Genomic DNA, 23,947 nt, shown 5'->3' on the forward strand with positions numbered 1-23,947 from the left:
GAAGTTGTTCGGCTGATTTTATTTTGAGAGTTGGGTTTGAAATTCCGGATCAAACTCTGCGCTCTGCCAATTTCTTGCTTCTTTGATTTGATCGACAGTTAGCCCGATCGCACCTCGAAAGTCAGCATTCTCTAAATCCGCCCCAATCAGTCTGGTCTGCTGTAGGTTCGCCTGATATAGAGAAGCTTCGACTAGAACTGCATAGCTCAGATTTGCACCCCTAAAATCAACTTGGGTTAAATAGGCTCCGCTGAGATTGGAGTTTAACAGTAAAGCTCTGCTCAGATTTGCCCCACTTAATTCAGCCTTGCACAAGTGCGTTTCAATTAAATTCAAGCGAGTTGCAGAGCTAGAAGGATTGTAAGGCGGATCGAACTCGATGCGACGACGAGCGATGACTGATAGGCAAGCTTGAATGTCTCTTGCAATTTTCGAGGAAGCTGAATTTATGGGCGATCGCGCTTGAATATAAGACGTTAGCACTTGCATAATCGTCCAATGTTCCTGTGGCGATTCTTGAGCGATTCTTTCAAGCACATGAATTCCGCCAAATCGAGTTTCTAAGCTTGAACTACCGAGGTGATTGATCGCTTGGCTGTATCGCTCTGCGACTTGCTTGTCTGCCGCGATCGCAACATTCTTTTGAGTCGCTTTGAGATTCTTCCAAGAAATGAATGCAGTTAAAAATAGTAAAAAACCCCCGCCAGTCTGAACGATGCTACTATGAATCGCATTTTCTAAAACAATGCGGTCTTTTTCGAGTGCTAGTAAGTCTTTCTGGAGGGTTGGATTCGCTTGTGTCGTCTTTCTCAATCCGTTGATTTGGTCTTGAAGTTGATGCAGATTTGCCCGTTGTTGTTGCCAGTAAAACCCAGTCCCTAGAACAATTGCTGCACCCATCAACGCACCGACTATCAATTCCGATCGACGAAAAGATTGAGATAAACGATGCTGCATAAGTTAACTCAACTTAGATTTAGTCATAAAAATAAACAAGCGAAAGCTAAGGGGTGAGAAGAAGATAAGGTCTAGCACCTGCGTAAGCGCAACGATCAATTTCGTTCATCTAATCTAGGATTTCCCTACAGTAAACCAAAATAGGGTGTTATGGTTTTACTCAAATCCCTAGAAAATACAGAGGAGACATATTTTTTTGCACTTTAACAATTGGAATTGAATCTTTTTTTAACAATCACACAATTTAGTCCTTTTAAATCATGCTTCTGAGAGATGCCGAGTAAGAAATATTTAGCAAGCGATTCTGATCAAAGTTGTTTTGCACCTCAGTTTTACTGTGATTACCCTCGACAACCGACGTTCCCTGAACGCGATCTGCAATATCCAACAGAGGAGAGAAGAGATTTCCCATTGATTGCGAGTGGCTGTAATACATTCGATCTTGCTTATGCCAATCTAGCAGGAGCGAATCTGGCTGGGGTGAATCTAGCAGGAGCCAATTTGGTTGGGGCGAATCTAGCAGGAGCGAATCTCGCTGAGGCAAACTTGCGAGGTGCAGTGATGCGCAGTGCTAACCTTCAGAAAGCGATTTTACGTCGAGCGAATCTCCCACGTACCGATCTTGTCAGAGCCGATCTGAGCGATGCAGACTTAGAAGAAGCTGATTTAGGAGGAGCAAGGCTAGTAGAAGGCATTTTGTGTGGGGCAATCCTTAAAGGTACCTGTCTGCGAAGAACCAACCTAAGTAAAGCAAATTTAAGCCATGCCTGTTTATCCGAAGCAGACTTAACAGGCTCGAAGCTCTCTGAAGCTCATTTTGAAAACACAGATCTGAGCCATGCCATCTTAGAACGGGTTGATCTCTGCAATGCTCAGATGCAACATACGATCGAGCTATTCAAAGCCGATCTGAAAAATGCAGTGTTAAGGAAGGCAGATCTGAGTCACGCTAATCTGACGGAAGCCGATCTCAGTGGCAGCGATCTCACCGATGCAATTCTCCATCAGGCAAAGTTAAATCGCACCGTTCTCAATGGCGCTTCGCTCAAATACGCAAAGATGCAAGGTGCAGAGTTTAAGAATGCTTCGCTATTTGGAGCAGATTTAACCGGGGCGAATTTGCAACATGCATTTTTGAAAAAAGCAATTTTACGGCGATCGCAGTTAAGCCAAGCTGATCTCAGTTATGCAAATCTAGAACAAGTTCAACTCAATTCTGCTGTGATTCGTCGTGCTAAGCTCGTCTCTGCTAATCTCTACAAAGCGAGGCTCGATGGTGCAAGTTTACGCGGCTCGGATCTGAGCAATGCTAATCTAGAGCAGGCTTCTCTGAGTCGCTCGAACTTCTCCTTTGCCAATCTGTCCCGCGCTATACTGACCGATGCCAATCTTAGAAATGCTGAATTAAACGGCGCAAATCTGACGCAGGCAACTTTAATTCGAGCTAGGCTCAGCAGTGCGCGAGTCATGATGGCAACTTTAACGGATGCTAATTTAACTGGAGCAACTTTAACTCGTGCCTCATTTCGAGATTCCGACTTGCGACATTGTACGCTCACAGGCGCAACGCTCAATCGAGCTTACTGCTGTGCAGTCGATCTGACAGCAGCGCAGGTATCATTTGCTGAAATGAGCGGTGTGAATCTGCTGCGAGCTTGCTTACAGCAAACCAATCTCCATACTGCTTTACTGCGGCGAGCTTACATGAGTAATGCCATTCTGACTGAAACGGATTTGACGAGGGCTGAGCTAGCAGGTGCAGATTTATCGAGTGTTAATTTGAGCAGTGCGATCGTAGACCATGCGAGATTTGAGCACAACTTGGGATTGAGCGCGGATCAGATTCCTGAATTACAAGAAAAGTTTGCGATCGTGCTTCGTCAAGCTGGAGGAGAACGAGACGGACTTGCAGATGGGCAGCAACGCATGGAGGAAATTCGAGGAGACTTAGAATTTCGATTTTCCGATTTGGAAGAAACTCTGCGATTGTTTCAAGAAGCGATCGACATTTTCAAAGATGGCTTAGATGAGCAGCAAGAAATCGGTCGAACCTCTGGCTCGCCTAATTTTTATCAACTGCATTTAGTCCTTGAGCGCAAGGCAGAACAGTTTACTAAAAACATTCAAGCCTATCGTGAAGACATGTTTCAGTCTTTGGAAAATATGACGGCACAACAGCGGGATCTCTGGATTCAAGAAGAATTTCACGCTGTTCTAGACCATATCCAAGAACAAATTCTAAACCTTCTCAAACATGCAAAGTTGATTCATAGAATTTGGTTTACGTTGGATGATGATGCCTGAGGAGGACACGAAGTGCTCTGAATCCGAGCCGTTGCATAGCCAAGCCAGAACATGAGCACCATGGCACAGATATAGAGCAGCACAAATCTTTTAGGGAGCGCAAATCTTTTAGGGGTAGAGATTCTGCGGCGTGGAGGCGGTTCGACGATCTCGTCAATGTCTTGAATTTTCAGGCTACCTTTGCCAATGTTATGTTCACGTTCTAACCAGCGATCGAGAGAGAGGGGCGTTTTGTCATCTTCATTGTTCAAGCCCTGCTGTTGACCCATTGTTGCCCCTCCTGCAATCGTCAAAAATTAGGATGTTGTAATCTCTTGAATCACTTTTTCTTGATGGACAATTCCAAGCGTCAAGCCTGTTTTATTCGCTTTTTGTGCAACGCTGTACAGTGCTAATCCCATCCGCAGCACCTCAGCCATGTTCTTCCCTGATTCTGCTGATAAGGTTTGCAAGAGGGCATAAGCCTCCTGGCTCAAATCCAAGTTCAACTGTTTTCGATAACGACTGTCTATCTCGTCATCGGCTTCATTACTTTGTTCTGACCTAAACATATAAAAATCTCCTGAATTACAACTCCGATGCTTTGAGAGTGCCGATGTTGAAATCTACAACTCTCAGAGTAGCTTCTAAATCTATACTATCATTTCCACAAATTATACATATTTTTTATACAAAATCCTCGATTTTTCGCTCTGCCCCTCATTCTTCGCGCGGTGTTATGATGTAGGAAAGTTAACTTATGTAAACGAGCGTGACTGCGACCTTTCGATCCTCCGATAGCGCAACGTTGCCAACGACCTGGCACTGTCTTGACCCCATCTGGGAGGCAAGCGAACTTGAGATTCAGCAAGGACTACCGCACAGCCAGCTTTCTCCAGCTTGGCAAATGATGTTACTAGGAGATGGGTCTCCGACGCGGCATTTACAGCTTTTAACGGGCGAGCCGACTGAGGTAGATGTCATCGATATGTCGTCGATCGGGTTTTCGTTAGATCATGCACCGAGCGCGATCGAGCAAATTCCAGGCAGTCGGTTGCGGCGACAGATTTGGTTAAGAACAGCTTCAGGTCAGCGGTTAGGCTATGCGGCTTCGTGGTGGGAGTCGAGCCATATCGATGAGTATTTGCAGAATCGATCGCAGCCCATCTGGTCGAATTTATCGCGATCGCGCATGGAGCTATACCGCGAGATTAAAGGATTGCATTACGGACGGTCAGCGGCATTAGAGGCAGCATTTGGGGTTTCTGCTCCACTGTGGGGACGGCATTATTTGTTCTGGCATCATGGCAAACCGTTTACGCTGATTTATGAGGTATTTTCGCCTTATTTGGAGCGATATTTGGGTAAGGCGCGTTGACGCTCAACGAAGACGCTGACTTCTAAAAGTCCGCCTCAAAGCCTGAATATTTCCGAATTCGATTCGCCAGGATATTCATGCAGACAGTCTGTTCAATCTAGTCAATCTTCCGACAATGCAAAGAAGAATGGTTCGAGTAGAGGAAATTAAATCCGGTTTTGCCCTAAAATAGCGGATTATGTCAACAGATCCAGCGAGGAATTCTTCGGATAAAGGCAGCTCCGTCTGGCATGAAGCTGCAGCCCATGTAGTGGATTTATTAATTCACTACGGTTTTGATTTGGGCGAAGAACGGGTGCGGCAACTCGTCGATCGTTGGCAAACTACCTATTCTGTCAGTTGGGTGCGTTGGGCGGTGATCGAAGCCCTTTACCAGGGACGCTACAAAGTGGTCTCCGTCGAGCAGATTTTGCAACTCTGGCAGCGTCGGCAGCAACCTTGCTATCACTTCAACTACGAATTTGAACGCCTAGTCTGCAATAAATTCCCTCGCGATCTGTCCCAACCGAACCGACCTCAAGAGCCTGTGGATGTTGCTGCGCTTCCAGCTTTGCCAGCCCCCAGTCGATCGCCTGTCCCCGTCAGCGAAGATCCTCCCGCTTGGGCAGAACTTGCTGAGCAGATTCAAAAAGAACCCGAAGTCGCTGAGCCTGGGATTCCACCCTTAGAACTCGATCACTTAGCTCCTCCTGAAATGCTGCTGAATCGAGTGGCTCGTCTGCAAGCAGGTGTAGATGCTTTAATCGAACAAGCGACCTCCAGCCTGAATGCATCCCATGAAGCGATGAGAATCAAATGGCAGGATGACACACAGCCAACTGAACAATCGATTGAAAATGGGCAAGCTGCACCCGAATCTGTTTTAGAACTTCCAGAAGAAGTGCATCCTCCCATTCATCAATTTATGCCAACGGCGGTGGGCACTGAGTTTCATAGCAAGTTAAAAGCGGTTGCAGAACAAGAAGAACCCGCAGCTAGCGAGTGATCTCGGCAAGCGTGCTAATTGACCCAAAATCTAAAGATATTCCGCAGGGCAGGCGATTTACTGCCAGATTGCGGGGATACTCGAAGATATCCAATCTCCTGGAGGCGGCTTGAATGTCGTACCAAAGTAATCGTGAACTACCGGATAGTGTTCGCGATCGCCTTTCTGAACCGGCTCAACACTTTTATCGAGTAGCATTTAACTCTGCACTTCAATGGTATGGAGAAGAGTCTAAAGCTCATCAAATTGCTTGGAGCGCGATTAGAAGCCAAGCATTCAGCCCAAATAGTGAAATTGCTGAAGTCCTGTAATTAAGCTCAACTGAATCCGAAGCCTTCGCTTGTGCAAACAGGTGAGGGCTTTTTGCATTGATTTAGTTTTGTTCACAAAATTTAAAAATATTTCGCTTTATATCGAATAACACCTTCGTCCGTATTTTTTAGATTCATTGCGTAACTCTATCAATGGAGAGATGAAGGTAGACATTTTGCGAGTTAATCACTCCTAGAATCGATAGCCGCATAACCGACTCGTGATCTGTTCGATCGCTCCATCTACCCCAAACGTGCGATTTATTGTCCTGCAAGTTCAAAGGTCTTCGGTTATGCCTACGGTTTCAATGTCGCAATTGAATACAGCTCAGTTTGATCACGTCACTTCAGATACAGAGAGTTGGAACATTCTCGAAACAGCGCTCAATCCTGAAAAACTTCATGCTCAGGAAACAGTCTTTACGATCGGGAATGGATATTTAGGAACACGGGGGAGCTTTGAAGAAGGATTTCCTGGCGATCAGTCCGCAACTTTAATTCACGGGATGTTTGATAATGCTCCGATCGTGCAAACGGAATTAGTCAACTGTCCAAATTGGTTGCCTTTGGTCATCAAGTTAGACGGTGAAAAGTTTCAACTTGATCATGGAGCAATTCTCAACTACGAGCGACGCTTGAATTTGAAAGCAGGCTTGCTGACGCGTACGGTGCAATGGCGTAGTCCAAGCGGTCATCACTTTGCATTTCGATTTGAGCGGTTTTGTAGTCTGTCTGATCGACATGTCATGGCAATGCGGGTGCAGGTTACCTCGATCGACTTTTCCGGTTCAGTAGAAATCGAGGCTGGATTTGAAGCGCATCCGACGACGGTGACCATTCCGCATTGGATGACCCTGAAAACGGGCAGTCTGAACAATTTAATGTGGTTATCGACCCAGACGTTGCATACTGGGCTGCAATTAGGACTAGCCGCAAAACTAACCGTCACGAAAGCTGATGAAACGATTCCAGTTCGTGATTGCGCGAACACATTAATGGCTGCAACGACGATCGCACCGAATCAAACTGTGATTGCTGAGAAAATCGTTTCGATCTATACCTCGCGTGATATAGAATTTCCGCTGACGGTAGCACTTCGACGACTAGCAAAGTCGCCCAGTTATCAAACGCTATTTGCAGCACATCTGCTGGCTTGGGGAATCACTTGGCAGAACAGTGATGTGGTCATTGAAGGCGATTTAACAGCGCAGATTAGTATTCGCTACAATCTTTTTCAACTCATGATTGCAGCTCCGCGTCACGATAATCGTGTGAGCATTCCTGCAAAAACGCTGTCGGGCTTTGCATACCGAGGGCACGTTTTTTGGGACACAGAGATTTTTATCGTGCCGTTTTTTGCCTTGACGCAGCCCGCGATCGCAGAAAATCTTCTCACCTATCGCTATAACACGTTAGCAGGAGCACGCCGGAAAGCGAGAGAAGCAGGCTATCAAGGTGCAATGTATGCGTGGGAGAGCGCAGCAACAGGCGATGAAGTAACCCCGCGATGGGTTCCGGGTGCGAAAGGAGAATTGATTCGGATTTGGTGTGGTGACATTGAACATCACATTACTGCAGATGTTGCTTATGCGGTTTGGCAATACTGGCAGATCACAGGCGATCACGATTGGATGAGGAACTGTGGAGCAGAGATTCTCATTGAAACGGCAAAGTTCTGGGCAAGTGCTGTCAAATGGACGGGGAGACGCTATGAGCTTTTAGATGTGATTGGTCCTGATGAAAATCATGAGCATTGCAACAATAATGCGTTTACGAATGCAATGGCGCAATTTAATTTACGCTCTGCGCGAATGGTGTGGGATTGGCTCGCGAAATCGTATCCGGAAACAGCATTGCGATTGCGTCAGAAGTTAAATTTGACTCTAGAGGAGCTTAAAACTTGGGGTACGATCGCGCAATCTCTAACAATTTATCCTGACCCTGAAACCAAGCTGATCGAGCAGTTTGACGGGTTCTTCGATTTGATCGATGTGAATCTTCAAGAGTACGAACCGCGATCGCAATCGATGCAAGCATTATTAGGCATTGAACCGACCAATCAGCGTCAGATTCTCAAGCAGCCTGATGTGTTGATGATGTTGTATCTCTTGCGGCAGCAGTTTGATCATGAGACGTTGCAGGCAAACTGGAATTACTATGTGCCGCGTACTGACCATACCTATGGTTCATCTCTGGGACCAGCCGTCCATGCGATTTTAGCGTGTGGTTTGTCTTACGTGGATGAAGCGTATCAGCATTTTATGCGAGCAGCATTAGTGGATCTCGAAGATGTGCGAGGCAATGCTTCTGAAGGAGTTCATGCAGCTTCAGCAGGTGGGCTTTGGCAAGCGATCGTGTTTGGATTTGCAGGAATTCGCTTAACAGACCTAGGCCCTGTCGCTTGTCCGAGTTTGCCTGCTCATTGGACAAGATTGAAGTTCCGCCTCTGTTGGCAAGACCAATGGTATGAATTCGATTTGTCGCAGACAGGTGTGCTGTGTGAAGCGGTTGAGCAATCGATGCAGAGCCATTTTGCTTCTACGTAACGACCAAGTTGAGCGGCGCTAGACAACACTTAAACGAAGTAACAAATCTTCATCCGCCGCTCCAACGACTTGCCATACAGCGTTTTGGCAAGAGTTTAATCTCTTGATTAAAGAACTTCTTCGGCCAAAAGTTGCCCTTTGACTCGTTCATATTCATCCTCAAGAAGCCACTCTTGGGCTGCTTGATAACTGGAGTGAGTGACTACAAGTTTATAGTCAGATGTAGGATTAAAAATACGACAAGTGCCATCTTGATCACCCACTAGCATGAGAATTTTAGGTGGAAAAAGAACTGGATCAACCCAGAGTTCCAGAAATTTCCAGGTTTTAGCTTGTTCTGCGAGGACTGGTGCGTGGGATTGCATGATACTCACCTGTTGTTTTCACAATTTTGATCTCGCCGTAGTAAAGCGGAGTTTGGCTTCCATCTACTCTAATTATGTAGCCGATTGGCTCGGAAAAGTAGAGTCCATACCGTTCATAATCATCGTCTTCATCCTCTACTCCAGTTCGCTCTCCACCTGAGATGATAGCCTGAGTGACTTGTTTTAGGGTTTCGAGGTCGTTGAATACATGCGCTCTACCTTCTCTGCGGAGCAGCCGCTGGACTTGAGGAGTATTTGGTAAATGGCGATCGATCAGGCTTGGTCGGGGGTCAGGGGTAATATCTCGGTCAATTCCGCTCATGAGTTAGGCGATCGCATCTGTCTCAGAATTGCCCATTGTAAGCGATTATGCCAATTAGAAGTGGTAAGCTTTCTTCTGGTTCAATCCTTGGGCTGTGTCTTGCGAATCTCTGCAATTGATGTGTTCTTCAAATCCTTGAAGCAAGCTTCAAGCTATGAAAGTACAGCAACAGCACAAATGCTAAAGCCAAAGTAGAACCAAGAATCTGGGGCTGACCGAATAATTGCTAAACCCACACCCAACATTAGAAGCGTAGCCCACTTGATTCCGTCATTCATCTGAGCCTACCTCACCCTAGTACAACCTACCTCACCCTAGTACAACAAGTCCAAGCCGCATAACGGTTCGGGTCAGCGGTTGCCGAAATCTTTGCATCCCACCCAAGCAGCTTCGATCAATCCGCTGCACCCGAGTTGTTAGCCCGTGCTTATAACAAAACAAGTTCGCTATGCCACTATGCTTAGCGAACCTGAAGCAGGAAATTACACCATGAGCTAATACCGCGAGCAACTATCAATGCTAAGAACAATAAAGTGCAGACGGTATATCAAGAATAGAAATCCCTGCGCGTACTCTAAAAGAAACCGCTTCTACGGGCTCAATCGTATGTCCATCCGAAGTTTGATGCCCATCCCATAGGTATAACTTGTCCATGACCATTTTCACAGGTTACATGATGAACCGCTCCTGTTCCTACTAATACTTTCTCCTGAAGTGCCTGAATCAATCGCTCTGACGAATGCGATCCCCCAGATATGCCTACCCTCACTTGATCAAAGAAAGTAATCTCTGCACCACACTCATGACAGAAAAACGGTGGAACTTCCTCTAATGTGTTAGAGAATCCAAATTTTAGATCTGGAGCCTCTAGAAGGTTGCGTATCTTGGCTTTTGTTTCGTCACTTAAAGGCCACACAAAATAAGTTTTTCCGTCTCTCTCCAAAACTTGACACGAACCAAATTGCACTGTTGGCAGACTACTCATTTCATTTCCTCTATACGAAAGTGAACGGAAATCAGCGTTATGAATCAGTCAACTGCTGCATTAGAACTCAAGGGGAAATGAGACTGAAACTAAGATGCAACCCCGATCGTCCTTCAAAATTCAACAGTAATCGCAGTTTACTTCACTACTCAACGACAATTGAGTTTTCACCAAAAAAATTAATTTTCTAGGTGATTTTGCATAGTCATAACCTTTGAAATCACATTTTTCAGAGCACTAACTCATTCTGACTTCAATACCAAACTCAAAATAGTCACAACCTTCATCACTGGAAAGTAAGCAGGCTAACTATTATTTGGACTGAAAGATTCTGGCTAAGATCCCAATTTGGGCTACTTAGCCAGAATCTTTCTGCCTAAGTCCGGATTGAGCCACTTAGCCCGACACGATTTCCGCATAATACCCCTCGACAGGGATCTTAGGCGGAAACTTTCCGTATTTCTTCCAAAAGAGAACCTGTTCCTGTCTGCCTAAGATCCTGAATAACAGAATTATGGAGTTAGGATTTGCCCTGATGGAGCCACGCCCCAGAAAACTGCTCGAACAAGTCTCTGACCTGTTGCGGGTGAAGCATTATTCATATCGCACTGAACAAACTTACATTCAATGGATTCGGCGCTACATCCTATTTCATAACAAGACTCATCCCAAAGATATGGGAAGTCCAGAAATTGAAGCATTTTTAACGCATCTTGCAGTACAGGAACAGGTAGCAGCTTCTACTCAAAATCAAGCTCTCAGCGCCATTTTGTTTCTCTACCGCGAGGTGTTACGCCAAGAATTAGATGCTTCCATTGATGCCGTTCGAGCTAAGCAACCGCGTTACTTGCCGACCGTGCTGACCAAGGAGGAAGTCAGGGCTGTGATTAGCAATTTGTCTGGCGTGTATCAGCTTGTGGTGCAGGTTCTCTATGGCAGTGGGGTGCGGTTAAATGAAGGGTTAAACATCCGGATCAAAGATCTCGACTTCGCCCAACAGCAAATTATCGTTCGCACTCCAAAAGGTGTTGAGAGCCGAGTCACGATGTTGCCCGCTAGCTTGAATGAACCCCTGAGAGAGCATCTACAACGGGTACGTCGATTGCACCAGCAAGACATAGCACAAGGTTATGGGGCTGTGCATTTACCCTATGCGTTAGCCCGGAAGTATCCCAATGCGGAACGATCGTGGGTGTGGCAGTTTGTTTTTCCATCAGATCGTCGCTGTCGTGATCCTCGAACCTCGCAAATCAATCGCTACCATCTGCATGAAAGCGGAGTGCAAAAAGCCCTCAAGCAAGCAGTGTTTGCTGCAAGAATTCAGAAACGAGTCGGCTGTCATACCTTTCGCCATAGTTTTGCAACTCATTTACTGGAAGCGGGATACGATATCCGCACGGTGCAAGAATTACTAGGGCACAAGGATGTGAAGACGACGATGATTTACACTCACGTTCTTAATCGGGGTGGAAAAGGGGTGCGAAGTCCACTTGATTCTTAGCGCGATCGCACTCCTCTAGCTTTCTCAAAAGATAAAAGATTTTGAGCAACATCCTGGGCAGTTTGATTACGCTGTCTAAAGAACACGTAGAACACTAGCGACTTTTTCGATCTCCTTCATCTCCTCAATCTCTTTCAGCGCATTGCGGAAATTTCCTTCTTGAACTTCATGCGTTACAACTACAATTTCGGCGGCTCCATCTCGGAAGCCTGCTTGCACCACAGATTCCAGGCTGACTTCGTGATCGCCGAAGCAAGTGCCAATCTTTCCAATTACCCCTGGATAATCCCGAGTTAGAAAACGAGCATAAAAGCGCGTATAAAGATCTGACATGGGTGCGATCGCACAGTAATGCTGATGCGCACAAGCGATTAAAGGATCAAGAATGGGAGGCTGACCTGCTAGCTCTGATAGATCAGTCTTCAACAAGGCAGCAATGTTCAAGACATCTGCAACCACAGCACTTGCTGTCGGTCCTGCGCCCGCACCCCGCCCGAAAAACATCACCTGTCCAACCGGATCGCCTTCGATCAAGATTGCGTTATATACATCATTTACACTTGCCAAGGGGTGAGCTTTTGGAACTAACGTTGGATGAACTCTCACCTCAAGCTCTTCTTCACTCGCTTTCCGTTTCGCGATCGCCAACAGTTTAATCACAAACCCTAACTTCTCGGCATACCCAATCTCGATCGCGCTCACATGGCGAATCCCTTCACAATAGACCTCTGGCAATTTGATCCGTCCGCCAAACGCCAAAGATGCCAAAATCGCAATCTTATCCGCTGCATCTAATCCATCGACATCGGCAGTTGGATCAGCCTCAGCATATCCAAGCTTTTGGGCATCCGCGAGAATTTCAGCAAAATCGCCGCCCTCAAGCTGCATCCGCGTCAGAATATAGTTCGTGGTTCCATTGATGATGCCTGTGACCGTGCGAATCCGATTCGAGCAAAGCGACTGTTTAATCGGAGCAATCACAGGAATTCCGCCCCCCACTGCGGCTTCTAGTAAGACATGCACTCCCGCTTCGGTCGCTGCTGTAAAAATCTCATCGCCGAATTTTGCGATCGCGGCTTTGTTTGCCGTCACAACATGCTTTTTATGCTGAATCGCTTTCAGCATTAACGATCGAGCAGGCTCCAACCCACCCATCACTTCGATCACAATATCAATGTCTGGATCGGTCACGATCGACTCTAAATCCGTTGTGAGAATTTCTTTAGGAATCCGAGGATCACGAGGCTTATCGAGCGATCGCACGCCCACTTTATGAATGACTAATTCTTGTACTAAAGGGTGACGCTGAGCCGGATCGCCCAGAATTTCGACTGTTCCAAGTCCGACTGTTCCCAATCCTAATAAACCGACTTTAAACGCCACAGCTTTTTTCCCACTACAACAGATCTTCCATTTTATGGGAAGGGAAGACCCTGAAGAAACCGCGATCGCGCTTTAGGCGATCGCGCTATTTTCATCAACTGGGCTAAAAACGAATTAATCAGGTAAGTCTACTCGATTGCCGCTGTTATCTTCGTAATAGATCGGTGGCTCAACTGCGAAATTGTTGATTTGACCCGATTCAGTAATCACATAGCCGTCTGTCGTTTTCAAATCAGTCTCCGCCTCAGCTTCGACTGCTGCCTCAAGATCATGCACATTCCGCTCTACATCTACTCCAGACGGAATCCGCTCATCGGGTGGATTGACATCGGTCGGCTGTGCAGTCTGAACTGCCCAATGGTCGTTTCCTGCTGCCCCTTTTCCTGGTTCTGCTGCTTTTGGATCGGTTGCCATATCGATTCGCCCCAAAAATGTTATCTGTTTCTGACAGTAGCTCGATCAAGGTTGGCAAAATTCCCTCGATCGAGGTAGCCCGACGGTACCTTAAGGTAGAAAAGCACGAGCAATCTACGGCATGATGAGAGCAGTTTGTCTACGATCGCTCATGGCAAGAAAATTTTTCACAACCGGTTGTGCTTTATCCCTAAGTTTGCTAGTTCTCTGGATTGCACCTGCTTGTGCTCAAACTATTTCTGCTGAGGTTTCCGTTAGTACCCCAACTCAATCACAGCTTGATCCTCAAACCGTGATCCAGCAACTCGCCAAGTCGAGAGTGATATATCTAGGCGAAACTCATGACAGCAAGGAAGATCACCAAGCTCAAATAGAATTGCTGAAAGCTTTACATCAGCAGAATCCCAAGTTAGCGATCGGTCTCGAAATGTTTCAACGCCCATTTCAATCGGGTTTAGATCGCTATCTTGCAGGAGCGATAACCGAGGAAGCGCTGCGAGAATCCACCGAATACGATCAGCGATGGGGGTTCCCCTGGGAGTTTTATGCGCCGATCGTTGCCTTCGCCAAAGAAAACCAGCTCCCGATCGTAGCTTTGAATGCACCGACTGAAGTGACTCGTAAAGTTTCACGTCAAGGGCTAAACAGTCTGACACCTAAAGATCAGCGCTACATTGCCCCCATTGCTGAAATTCGCCTTGAGCCAACTCGATATCGCGATCGCCTCCGCACAATATTCGATAGCTTTCACAGCCGAAAAGGCAACAATCGCGGATTTGAACGATTTTTTGAAGCTCAAGTTTTATGGGACGAAACGATGGCAGACGCGATCGCGCAATTTTTGAAAAAAAATCCCGATCGACAAATGGTCATCCTCGCGGGTCAAGGGCATGTTGTTTATGGCGATGGAATTCCTAGTCGAGTGGCACGTCGTCTGCCCAGAATCAAGCAATCTACGATCTTGCTCAATCCTCCGGTCGAATTTTTGCAAGAAAAAGAGATCGCAGATTATTTCTGGAAGAATCGCACTAAGTAGTCTTCGGAGGAAATAAATAGATCGCACCTGAGATCCAGGTCAACGCAACCGAAACCCAAAACAGACTTACGGATAAGAGTTGCCATTGCTGCGGTAATGGGGCGATCAGCAGCGCGATCGCAGCAATCTGACTCACCGTTTTGAGCTTGCCCCAGAAATTTGCTCCTTGCACCGATTTTTGCAGATTCGGATCAACGCGCCATCCTGCGATCGTCAATTCCCGCGCCAAAATCATAAACACTCCCCAAGCTGGAATCTGCTGCAATTCTACCAACGAGAGTAAAGGAGCCAGCACCAAGAGTTTATCCACCAATGGATCAAGAAATTTACCTAAATCCGTCACTTGATTGAGCTTTCGCGCCAGATAGCCATCGACCCAATCGGTTCCAGCAGCAATGAGAAAAACCCCGACCATTATCCAGCGAGTCTCGATCGTCGGAGACTGCAAGCCATAGAGCAAAATCGGCACACCGAGCAGGCGCGACACTGTAATCCAAGTTGGCAGATTCATAAAACGATTGACATAAAAAAATTGGAAGAATCCAAACAGGACTCTCCCAATTATCAAGCTAAAGGAGTTACCGAACGCTGGCAAGCCTTAACAAGCACCATCCTTCTTGAGGACAACTGCAACCGTCTTGAAAATTAATTGCAAATCGTAGAGTACTGACCATTTGCGCTGATATTCCAAATCCATTTCGACGATGCTTTCAAAATCGCTGACATTAGAGCGCCCGTTTGCCTGCCATTCTCCCGTAATGCCGGGTTTCACTCTCAAGCGTTTCCAGTGATGTGCTTCATAGGCTTTCACTTCGTCAACGGTCGGCGGACGGGTTCCAACCAGACTCATTTCACCTCGCAACACATTCCAGAATTGCGGAAACTCATCTAAGCTAGTGCGACGTAAAAACTTACCTACTCGAGTAATTCTCGGATCGTCTTTGCTCTTGAAGATATTGCCCTTCGCTTCATTCTGAACCAGATGCTTCAAATTCTCGGCATTCGTCACCATCGAGCGAAACTTCCAGATACGGAACGGACGACCATTTACACCGCAACGAATTTGGCTGTAGAAGACTTTGCCCGGATTATCAATTTGGATCGCGATCGCAATCGGAATCAAAATCAAGCCTGTGATCAATAAGCCAACCGCAGCGCCTAAGATGTCGATCGTACGCTTGAGTTTACTCTGCACTGAAGCATGAGGTAGACGGACTTCAGGACTTAGGCGGAGGGCATGGCGCGCTGAGGCACCTTCTTGAGAATTGAGACGAGAAGCAGGAAAGTGGGAGGGAGGAAGTTCAGTAAACGTCATCACGGAGATAGCCAGGTAGTAGGATTCGGAGAACTCATCTGTCACTATATTCATGCCTACTGATCCCGAACCTGACATCCCGTAAGGGTTTGTCTAAACTTTGAACTGCCGCTCAATTGTATGAAGTTTGAATGTTGATAAGGGAAAATCCGCCTTTTCAGTGATGAAACGCTTCCAACTCAGCCATTAGGCGGATTTTTCGATTCCTCAAGAAATAAATTTTCGATGCCCTCCAAGGTGAAAATAATGGGTTCCTCAGCACTCGGAGTGCTCTGAGACGAGTGAGGGACAGACGGATTTAACTGTTCTAACGTGGTTTCTTGGCTCAACTCGGAATAAGCCATTGCATCGATCGTCGGTTCAACCTTGGGTGAACCCGCCTGAAACAGACTTTTGAGGTCAGATGGGATGTCCCGACCACTGCTGATCCCGTTTTGAGGCGGAGCCGCTGGAATCGACAGTGGAAATTCATCGACTTCTACTTCTAATTGATCAATGAGTTGAGTCAATACAGTAATGGTTTCAAGCGAGGACGATCGTCCCGACTCGATCTGAGTCGGGACGAATTCAGTCCCGGCATAAGGCATCCTGAAAGCCTCTGGTGAAATGGACGGGTCAGAGGCTTGTAGAAAGGTCGAGGCATCTCTCCCCATCTGGGCTGCCAATCGCCCGACAATTCCAGAAAACATCGCTTCACTCTGCTGTCCCAGACTATGCAGTTTATCGATACCTTGGGACAGAGAATCCTGATACGCCTGAATGTCTTTTTGCAGAGATTCAAAGACGACATGCAGAGTTGTATCTAAAGTCGTCAGCGCTTGATCAGCTTGATTCACATCAGGTAGACCAGGTTGCGAAACTGCTTCAGTCGGCGCGGGTTGCTCTAGCATTTGGCGATGTGCTTCGAGTTGACGAATTTCTTTGGTGAGCGCGTTTCGCTGCTGCATTAAGGTTGCAACTTCAGCGTGCAGTGGATGTAGCAGGGTCGATCGCAAAGCATTCATTTCTTGGATCACAGATTGCATGACATCCTGAGCTTGAGCCTCAGTTTTCGTCGTCTGATCGGCTTGATTGAGGTGCGATAATACGGCTTCTAAATAAGCTCGAACTTGTTTGAGAACTTGGCGCTGCCGGGCAATTTGTGCCGCAGATCCCCAAGGCAATCGAGGACTCCGCTGAGCGAGAACATCTTGCACTTCCGTCAGCAAACGCTGAATTTGATCTTGATTAGCAGTCACAACAAAAAACCCTTGAGTAAAAATTCGGCAAGACCGGACTTGGCTTGACTCTCAACTTATCTTTAAGGTTGCCCGAACTGCGTCATCTGTTGCCAGTGTTACAGGGAATTACACGATCGTTCTATTTCACGAAACAAAGCTTTACGCCAAAATCAGGAGAATTTTCAGGTTGAATTTTAGATTTTGCGGTTTGGCGGGTGACGAATTTGGCTAAATTCATGCCAAATTCTACAAACCATCTAAAATATGTCTAAATTGCTGAGGAGCGCGGCTGTGCAATCGTTGAGGTGAATGGGCATTCTAGCCTCGTCCCTCATTATGTCATTTGGGTCATCTCGCGCTCATTTTCATGCCGCACTCTGGTTATACCCTCAATGGAAGACCGATTCACAACTCTCCGCGACACGACGATTAACGCTTCGATCCGCTCAGCCCCGTTCTTTGAGGGGTTGCCTGAAAGTGCGATCGAAAAAGCGATCGCCCATGTCGTCATGCGAAACCATCCTGCGAATCAAGTGATCCTGCTAGAGAATGATTGGGGTAGCTCGGTCTACTTCATTCTCAGCGGTTGGGTGAAGATTCGCACCTATAACCTAGATGGCAAAGAAGTCACCCTGAATATTTTGGGCAAAGGTGAGCTATTTGGCGAAATGGCTCCGCTCGATGAAGTTCCGCGATCGACCGATGTGATTACGCTGGCTCCCACCGTGATTGGCAATATGCCCGCTCAAGATTTTGTGCAATTGTTAGGGTCTGAGCCAGAAGCCGGAATTCGGTTGGCGCAATTAATGGCGCGACGGTTGCGCCAAGTGAATCGACGCTTGAGATTGCGCGAGTCGGATAGTACATCGCGGGTCGCGGACATTCTGTTGTTCTTAGCGGACGGTCAAGGGAAGCGCAGTCCATCTGGAACAGAGATTCCAAACTTACCGCATCGAGAACTCAGTAGTTTGAGTGGATTAGCACGCGAGACAGTAACGCGAGTGTTGAGCAAGTTAGAGAAAAAAGGACTGATCGTGCGAGATCGAGATGTGCTGTGCATTCCCGATGCTCATGCTCTAGAACGGCTCATGATTTAGCATCATGCGTCAAGATTTTAAGGCTCCAAGATTTGAGAAATCTTGGAGCCTTTTTTATAGCTGAATGCCGCGAATTGAATAATCTAACAATTGCATCGGATGCAGCACCGGAACTGCTTTGCCCTGCAGTTTCAAATGTCGAGAAATTTGCACATAACAGCCAATATTTGCCGATGCGATGACACTCGCACCTGTATTCGTTAAATTCTCAACCTTTTGCTGCCCTAACTCATTCGCCACTTCTGGCTGAAGAATATTGTAGATGCCAGCACTTCCACAGCAGAGTGCAGCATCGATGGGTTCACGCAATTGTACGCCCGGAATCTTTCTGAGCAGTTGTCGAGGTTGAACGCTGATCTTTTGACCGTGCAGCATATGGCAAGCATCCTGGTAAACCAGAGTTAGCGGCTGTTCTTGTAGGGGAGAAAGCTTTGCCGTTAAGCCGACTTCGGCAAGAAATTCTTGCACATCTTTCACCTTTTTAACAAAGGCCTTTGCTGGCTCTGCATAATTCGGATCGTCTTGCAGAATGTGACCATATTCTTTCAGCGTATGACCGCACCCGGAGGCATTGACCAAAACGGCATCAACTCCCGTATTGGCAAAGGTATCAATCATCTGGCGGGCAAAGTGTTTCGCCTGTTCTTCTTGCCCTTGGTGATGAGACAGCGCGCCACAACAGCCTTGAGTTTGGGGCACAAGGACTTCACAGCCGTTTGCGGTTAAAACCCGCACAGTCGCATCGTTGACCTCTGGATTAAATAATCTCTGCACACAGCCGAGCAGCATTCCGACTCGATAGCGTTTTTCGCCTTGGGCAGGAATGAGAGCCGGAATGGTATCGGTAAACGCTTTCGCTGGAATATCTGGCAGAATTGCTTCCATCGCAGACAGTTGAGGCGCGATCGCGCTCAAAAATCCCATCGATCTGACGATTTTTTGTAATCCCGACTTCTGATAAATGCCCAACGGTCGCAACAACGCCCGCATCCGATTCGGATAAGGAAAGACCGAGAAAATAAATTGGCGTAACAGCTTTTGCGGCAGCGATCGCGCATCTTGTCGCTCCACCTGCGGGCGAGTCGCGGCAATGAGCTGGTCATATTGCACCCCCGACGGACAAGTCGTGACGCAAGCCAAACAGCCCAAACAAGAATCAAAATGCTGAATCGTTGCGGGGTTCAGTGGAATCTCACCTTCGTTGATCCCATCCATCAAATAAATTCGTCCTCTGGGCGAATCCATTTCTTTACCGATGACCCGGTAACTGGGGCAGGTTGATAGACAAAAGCCACAATGCACACAAGAATCGATCAGCTTCGGATCAGGAGGATTTTGGGCATCGAAGCCGCCAGAATTTTTCGCTGGATTAGAAGTTTGCATTCTTAAATTCCGCCGACAAAACGATGAGGACTAAACAGGGTTTGCGGATCAAATTGAGCTTTGACGCGCTGCATCACGTTCAGAGCATTGCCAGAATAACCCCAAACATCAAGCTGTTGCTTAAACGCGATCGAGCCTTGCAACACAGATAGATATCCTCCACTCGCGGCACAAATCGATCGGGCTTCGAGAATTTGCGTGGAGCGCGCATCAGGGACACTCAACTGCCCGATGCCGCTTCCGGCATGAATCACCACTTTCGCAGCAGGCAAAATGGATGCGAGTTGATCCAAAACTGTCACTGCGCTCGACGGTCTAACTCCTATTTTGCAAACAATTGTGTTCCTTTGGTCAGAGACATCCATACGATCCTGGAATGTCTGCCATAGATCGGCATCTGAAACGGATAAGCCTAGGGCAGTTGCGACTTCTGTGAGCCGCTGAATCTGTAAATTCACGCTTTCAGGAATGCTCTGAAACCGAACGAGTAAGCCCACCGTAGATTTCTCCGTGAGCGAGTTTGAGAGCAGATCAACACTGGTCGGAGTCAACGCTGAACTTAACAGCGTTTGAGCCGCTTGTGCTAGTGAATCCGAATTGCCATAAACCAGAATTGATTGGGTATTTGCTGGGATGGGATAAACTCGCAGCGTCGCCTGCGCCAGAACTCCGAGCGTGCCATACGATCCGGTGAGTAGCTTCATCAGATCGTAACCTGCCACATTTTTCACGACTCGTCCGCCTGCTTTGACAATTTCGCCATCGTAGCGAACAAATGTAATGCCCAGTAGCATGTCGCGCACGCTGTTGTAGCGATGTCTGAGCGATCCAGTATCTGCGGTTGCAATAATTCCGCCGAGCGTTGCCCGATCGCGAAATTGCGGATCGATCGCACAAAATTGACCGACTTTTCCCACGATCGCTTGCAATTGCGCAAACGAAATTCCAACTTCAGTCGTCACCGTCAGGTCGCCTTCTGCATGTTCGACTAAGCGATCGAGCTTTTCGGTACTTACAACCAGGGTCACTTCATCGATCACTCCACCCCAATGCAACTTGGTCGCATGACCACAGGGTAAAATTCGCCATTGATGTTGATAGGCACAGGCGACAATCGCGCCCAATTCCTCGATCGTCGCGGGAGAAACCCAATAAATCCGATCTGGATGAACCAGCGATCGCGAGAGTTGTGTCTGCTGACATTCGGTCAAATCTTGCCAAGACCGAATTTCTGAAATAGAGCCGAGTGTTTGAAGAACTGCTTGCATCCGATAATTTACGTAAGTGCCCGTACGGGAAAATAGTGAGAGCTTTATGAGAAAAATTCGGTTCAGATCCCATTATCTAGGGAATAATGCGCTTATGTTCAAGGCAAAAGGCAAACATGAGAAAACTCGTCTGAATTTCATGTGAATTCTGAAATTCTTGGTTTGCCTTTTTTTATTCTTTGGAACGATCGATGCACCAGATTGATGCGCCGCCAACCCTGACTCAACTTCGCGACCTTTTGAACCGCTCAGATACTAATCTCGCGGAACCCTCTACGATCGAGCTTCTCCACTCGACTTTTACCCAACTCGAATCGACCATAGTTGCCCTTCAGCAAGAACTCCGACAAGAGAGAGCCGCTCGGCAGCAAGCTGAAGCAGCCCTCCAAAATGCAACCCAACGTAATGACTCTACTGGGTTAAAACACTCTCTAGAATTGACGCAAGCAGTCCTTGAATCGATTACCGATGGACTTTTAGCGATCGACTGTGACGGTAAAATCCTCAGCCTCAATCAAAAATTTCGCCAACAATGGGGGCTTTTAGACCATCCCATGCAGAACGATAGGGATTCTGTCAAAGCATCCTGTGAACTGCTGGTCAATCCAGAGGCGTTAGATCAGCAAATTGAGGCTGAGTACGCAGATTTTGAAATCGAAAATCGTGCGGTAATCCAGTTCAAGGATGGGCGATTTTTGGAGCGATTCTCGAAGCCGTTACGCCTGAATCAAATCACGATTGGACGAGTCATTAGTACGCGGGACATTACAGAACAATACTGCGCTCAACTCGCGCTCACTGAAAGTGAACGGTTATTACGTACCGTTGTCACCAATACGCCAACGATTCTCTATGCGATCGATCAACACGGCGTTTACACATTGGCTGAAGGCAAAGGGTTAGACGCGATCAATCTAAAATCTAGCGATCTCGTTGGCAAATCGATTTACGAGTTCTATCGAGAGTTTCCCAACATTATTCAGGATATCGATCGCGTATTGAGCGGCGAAGAACACCGTTCTGTCTTAGACTTCGGAGGCGTAACGTTTGATAACCGCGCGACTCCCCTCTACAATGCCCAACACCAGGTCGTCGGCATGATCGGAGTGGCAACAGATGTCACGGCTCAGCGCCAAGCTGAACGAGCCTTATATCGAGCCAAACAAGATTTAGAAGTGCGCGTGGCAGCCCGTACCGCCGAACTTCAAGCCTCCAATATCAATTTGCAAAGAGAAATTAATCAGCGAAGACGCATCGAGCAAAGCCTGCTCGAGAAGCAAAATTGTCTGGAATTGTTGAATCGCCTCTCACAAGGAACGACAGCTGGATTGTCGGTAGAAGCATTGATCAAGTTAGCGATCGACGAAACCGCACAACTCTTTCCAGAGGTGCGCGTGCTCTATGGCGTGATCGAATCGCGGCAGATCAAGGTGCTTCATTCTGCACAGCGCGATGAGATGCCCGCTCTAACTGGAATCTTAGAAGGACTTTATCTCACACCTCAATACTTAGCACTGGTTGCCGAACGGAATCCGGTGCTGATCGAAGATGTACTGCAAGAGCCTGCCCTTGCATCTATGTCCACTGAGATGCTCAAGCGCAGAACACGCGCGATCGCTATGATTGCAGTGCAGCATACCGCCGATCAGATTGCCATTTTGTCACTCAATGCTGCCTATCCAAAACAATGGTCTTTCTGTGAAGCACAGACGCTGACAGAAGTATCGAATTATTTGTCGATCGTGCTGCAAAAAATCCGCGCCCAGGAAGAACGCCAAAAAGCTGAAGAGCGCTTGAAGTTATTTAAGTCGGTTGTGATCAATGGCAATGATGCCGTCATTATTACAAATGCCGACGTTGATGAACCCAAGATTAGCTATGTCAACGAAGCGTTTATCGAATCAACCGGCTACACCCCCGAAGAAGTGATTGGAAAAACGCCACATATTCTGCAAGGAGAGCGAACAGATCGGGCGCAATTGGCACGAATTCGCGAAGCAATGCACGAAGGTAGAGCAATTCAAGTCGAGATCATGAACTATCGCAAAGATGGTTCAGAATACTGGGCAGATTTAAACATTGTGCCGATTTCAGATGCGCGCGGGACTCTGACTCACTTTGTCGCGCTACAGCGAGATATTACCGATCGCAAATGGTCAGAAAGAGCATTACTCGCGACTCAAGCAAGATTAAAGTATCTACTGTCTTCAAGTCCTTCTGTGATCTATACCTGCCAGCCGAAACGGAATCGAGCTTGTACCTTCGTAAGTGAGAATATCACGCGGCAATTGGGGTATGAGATCTGGCAATATCTCAAAGATCCGCATTTTTGGATTGATCATATTCATCCTGAAGACTTGCCTAACGTTTTAGAACATCTCGATCGACTCACAGAAACGGGTGGAGCCACGTGCGAGTATCGTTTCTTGCATCAAGATGGGTCTTATCGCTGGCTCCGAGACGATATGAAATTACTCAGTGATCAATCGGTCGAAGTGATTGGGTCGGTCGTGGATATTAGCGATCGCAAACGGGCAGAAGAACAAATTCGGGCATCGCTGCAAGAAAAAGAAGTGATGCTGAAAGAAATTCATCATCGAGTCAAAAATAACCTGCAAGTTGTGTCAAGTTTACTCAAGTTACAAGCAGGCTACATTGACGATAAACGCATTGTCGAAGTATTTAAGGAAAGCCAAAATCGTGTGAGCGCAATGGCGCTGATTCACGAAAAACTTTATCAATCTGAAGATCTAGCGAAAACTAATTTTTCAGAGTATATTCAAAGTCTGGTGACGGCTCTATTTCGGTCTTATTCCGCACATTCGCGTGCCATTCAACTCCGGTTAGATGTCCAGGATGTCAGGCTAAGTATCGATACCGCGATTCCTTGCGGTCTGATTATCAATGAGCTGGTTTCCAATGCTCTGAAATATGCATTCCCAGTTGGTGAGCCTGGCGAGATCTATATCAAACTTCAGGCGCAAGAAGTTGATGCCCACGAATCACTCCGATATCAACTTATCGTCGGTGACAATGGTCGAGGATTTCCTTCAGACCTCGATTTCCGTAATACAAAATCGCTTGGTTTGCAGCTTGTCTGCTCTCTCATTCGACAGCTTCGAGGGGAGATAGACCTCACAAGCAATTCGGGCGTTCAGTATACGATGTGCTTTATGGAACAGAAGATCAGGGTTTAGA

General features: G+C 47.0%; 22 protein-coding genes. 9 read left to right on the top strand and 13 right to left on the bottom strand.

The window, feature by feature from the left end; all coding sequences use genetic code 11:
- Nucleotides 1-18: 18 nt before the first annotated feature.
- Complete coding sequence (locus OU814_RS03675) at nucleotides 19-957, bottom strand: pentapeptide repeat-containing protein (protein ID WP_268180554.1); 939 nt, start codon at nucleotides 955-957, stop codon at nucleotides 19-21.
- A 273-nt stretch (nucleotides 958-1,230) separates the two neighbouring features.
- On the opposite strand from OU814_RS03675, the gene OU814_RS03680 reads away from it, so the two are divergent.
- Nucleotides 1,231-3,261 (top strand): pentapeptide repeat-containing protein, encoded by a 2,031-nt coding sequence (locus tag OU814_RS03680; RefSeq protein WP_268180556.1) that lies wholly within the window; start codon nucleotides 1,231-1,233, stop codon nucleotides 3,259-3,261.
- On the opposite strand, the gene OU814_RS03685 is transcribed toward OU814_RS03680, so the two are convergent.
- Together OU814_RS03685 and OU814_RS03690 are read right to left on the bottom strand one after the other, a co-directional pair.
- On the bottom strand, nucleotides 3,225-3,530 hold the full coding sequence (locus OU814_RS03685; RefSeq protein ID WP_017290428.1) for a hypothetical protein: 306 nt from the start codon (nucleotides 3,528-3,530) through the stop codon (nucleotides 3,225-3,227). The genes OU814_RS03680 and OU814_RS03685 overlap by 37 nt on opposite strands.
- Before the next feature lie 27 nt (nucleotides 3,531-3,557).
- Nucleotides 3,558-3,812: a hypothetical protein gene (locus OU814_RS03690; protein ID WP_268180558.1), complete on the bottom strand. Its 255-nt coding sequence runs from the start codon at nucleotides 3,810-3,812 to the stop codon at nucleotides 3,558-3,560.
- 200 nt (nucleotides 3,813-4,012) lie between these two features.
- Here OU814_RS03690 and OU814_RS03695 point away from each other — a divergent pair, with 200 nt between their 5' ends.
- The 4 genes from OU814_RS03695 (at nucleotide 4,013) to OU814_RS03710 (ending at nucleotide 8,460) form a co-directional block, all read left to right on the top strand.
- On the top strand, nucleotides 4,013-4,618 hold the full coding sequence (locus OU814_RS03695) for a chorismate lyase (protein ID WP_017290426.1): 606 nt from the start codon (nucleotides 4,013-4,015) through the stop codon (nucleotides 4,616-4,618).
- 178 nt (nucleotides 4,619-4,796) lie between these two features.
- Nucleotides 4,797-5,603 carry a hypothetical protein gene (locus tag OU814_RS03700; RefSeq protein WP_017290425.1) on the top strand — a complete coding sequence of 269 codons (807 nt, stop codon included), beginning with the start codon at nucleotides 4,797-4,799 and terminating at the stop codon, nucleotides 5,601-5,603.
- Between the two features lie 113 nt (nucleotides 5,604-5,716).
- Entirely contained in the window at nucleotides 5,717-5,914 is a 198-nt protein-coding gene (locus tag OU814_RS03705) for a ChaB family protein (protein WP_017290424.1), read from the top strand.
- 293 nt (nucleotides 5,915-6,207) lie between these two features.
- On the top strand, nucleotides 6,208-8,460 hold the full coding sequence (locus tag OU814_RS03710; RefSeq protein WP_268180562.1) for a glycoside hydrolase family 65 protein: 2,253 nt from the start codon (nucleotides 6,208-6,210) through the stop codon (nucleotides 8,458-8,460).
- Nucleotides 8,461-8,567: 107 nt separating this feature from the next.
- On the opposite strand, the gene OU814_RS03715 is transcribed toward OU814_RS03710, so the two are convergent.
- The 3 genes from OU814_RS03715 to OU814_RS03725 all read right to left on the bottom strand — a co-directional run bounded on the left by OU814_RS03715 (nucleotide 8,568) and on the right by OU814_RS03725 (nucleotide 10,132).
- Nucleotides 8,568-8,825, bottom strand: a complete 258-nt coding sequence (locus OU814_RS03715; protein ID WP_268180564.1) for a hypothetical protein — start codon at nucleotides 8,823-8,825, stop codon at nucleotides 8,568-8,570.
- Complete coding sequence (locus OU814_RS03720) at nucleotides 8,788-9,147, bottom strand: DUF6972 family protein (RefSeq protein WP_268180566.1); 360 nt, start codon at nucleotides 9,145-9,147, stop codon at nucleotides 8,788-8,790. The genes OU814_RS03715 and OU814_RS03720 overlap by 38 nt, the downstream gene beginning before the upstream one ends.
- A gap of 598 nt (nucleotides 9,148-9,745) precedes the next feature.
- Nucleotides 9,746-10,132: a hypothetical protein gene (locus tag OU814_RS03725; protein ID WP_268180568.1), complete on the bottom strand. Its 387-nt coding sequence runs from the start codon at nucleotides 10,130-10,132 to the stop codon at nucleotides 9,746-9,748.
- A gap of 514 nt (nucleotides 10,133-10,646) precedes the next feature.
- Between OU814_RS03725 and OU814_RS03730 the strand changes: the two genes are divergently transcribed.
- A complete protein-coding gene (locus OU814_RS03730; protein ID WP_017290421.1) occupies nucleotides 10,647-11,633 on the top strand; it encodes an integron integrase in 987 nt (328 codons plus the stop codon).
- 75 nt (nucleotides 11,634-11,708) lie between these two features.
- Here the strand turns inward: OU814_RS03730 and OU814_RS03735 are convergent, their stop codons facing one another.
- Both OU814_RS03735 and OU814_RS03740 read right to left on the bottom strand, forming a co-directional pair.
- On the bottom strand, nucleotides 11,709-13,016 hold the full coding sequence (locus OU814_RS03735) for a homoserine dehydrogenase (protein WP_017290420.1): 1,308 nt from the start codon (nucleotides 13,014-13,016) through the stop codon (nucleotides 11,709-11,711).
- Between the two features lie 114 nt (nucleotides 13,017-13,130).
- A complete protein-coding gene (locus tag OU814_RS03740; RefSeq protein ID WP_017290419.1) occupies nucleotides 13,131-13,430 on the bottom strand; it encodes a hypothetical protein in 300 nt (99 codons plus the stop codon).
- A 121-nt stretch (nucleotides 13,431-13,551) separates the two neighbouring features.
- Here OU814_RS03740 and OU814_RS03745 point away from each other — a divergent pair, with 121 nt between their 5' ends.
- Nucleotides 13,552-14,466, top strand: a complete 915-nt coding sequence (locus OU814_RS03745; RefSeq protein WP_268180571.1) for a ChaN family lipoprotein — start codon at nucleotides 13,552-13,554, stop codon at nucleotides 14,464-14,466.
- Here OU814_RS03745 and pgsA read toward each other — a convergent pair.
- From pgsA to OU814_RS03760, 3 genes are all read right to left on the bottom strand, one after another.
- Nucleotides 14,459-14,977, bottom strand: coding sequence for a CDP-diacylglycerol--glycerol-3-phosphate 3-phosphatidyltransferase (gene pgsA / locus OU814_RS03750; protein WP_017290417.1), 519 nt, complete (start codon nucleotides 14,975-14,977; stop codon nucleotides 14,459-14,461). The two genes, OU814_RS03745 and pgsA, sit on opposite strands and share 8 nt — an antisense overlap.
- A gap of 87 nt (nucleotides 14,978-15,064) precedes the next feature.
- Nucleotides 15,065-15,835 carry a sugar transferase gene (locus OU814_RS03755; RefSeq protein ID WP_225885674.1) on the bottom strand — a complete coding sequence of 257 codons (771 nt, stop codon included), beginning with the start codon at nucleotides 15,833-15,835 and terminating at the stop codon, nucleotides 15,065-15,067.
- Between the two features lie 125 nt (nucleotides 15,836-15,960).
- Complete coding sequence (locus OU814_RS03760) at nucleotides 15,961-17,019, bottom strand: hypothetical protein (RefSeq protein WP_268180574.1); 1,059 nt, start codon at nucleotides 17,017-17,019, stop codon at nucleotides 15,961-15,963.
- A gap of 374 nt (nucleotides 17,020-17,393) precedes the next feature.
- Between OU814_RS03760 and OU814_RS03765 the strand changes: the two genes are divergently transcribed.
- A complete protein-coding gene (locus OU814_RS03765) occupies nucleotides 17,394-18,098 on the top strand; it encodes a Crp/Fnr family transcriptional regulator (protein ID WP_017290414.1) in 705 nt (234 codons plus the stop codon).
- A 54-nt stretch (nucleotides 18,099-18,152) separates the two neighbouring features.
- On the opposite strand, the gene glcF is transcribed toward OU814_RS03765, so the two are convergent.
- Both glcF and OU814_RS03775 read right to left on the bottom strand, forming a co-directional pair.
- On the bottom strand, nucleotides 18,153-19,481 hold the full coding sequence (gene glcF, locus OU814_RS03770) for a glycolate oxidase subunit GlcF (RefSeq protein ID WP_268180576.1): 1,329 nt from the start codon (nucleotides 19,479-19,481) through the stop codon (nucleotides 18,153-18,155).
- 2 nt (nucleotides 19,482-19,483) lie between these two features.
- Nucleotides 19,484-20,749, bottom strand: coding sequence for an FAD-binding oxidoreductase (locus OU814_RS03775; RefSeq protein ID WP_268180578.1), 1,266 nt, complete (start codon nucleotides 20,747-20,749; stop codon nucleotides 19,484-19,486).
- Between the two features lie 191 nt (nucleotides 20,750-20,940).
- Between OU814_RS03775 and OU814_RS03780 the strand changes: the two genes are divergently transcribed.
- Nucleotides 20,941-23,946, top strand: a complete 3,006-nt coding sequence (locus tag OU814_RS03780; protein WP_190653454.1) for a PAS domain S-box protein — start codon at nucleotides 20,941-20,943, stop codon at nucleotides 23,944-23,946.
- Nucleotide 23,947: the final 1 nt, after the last annotated feature.

The organism is Leptolyngbya sp. GGD (genome assembly GCF_026735145.1).
Lineage (GTDB): Bacteria > Cyanobacteriota > Cyanobacteriia > Leptolyngbyales > Leptolyngbyaceae > Leptolyngbya > Leptolyngbya boryana.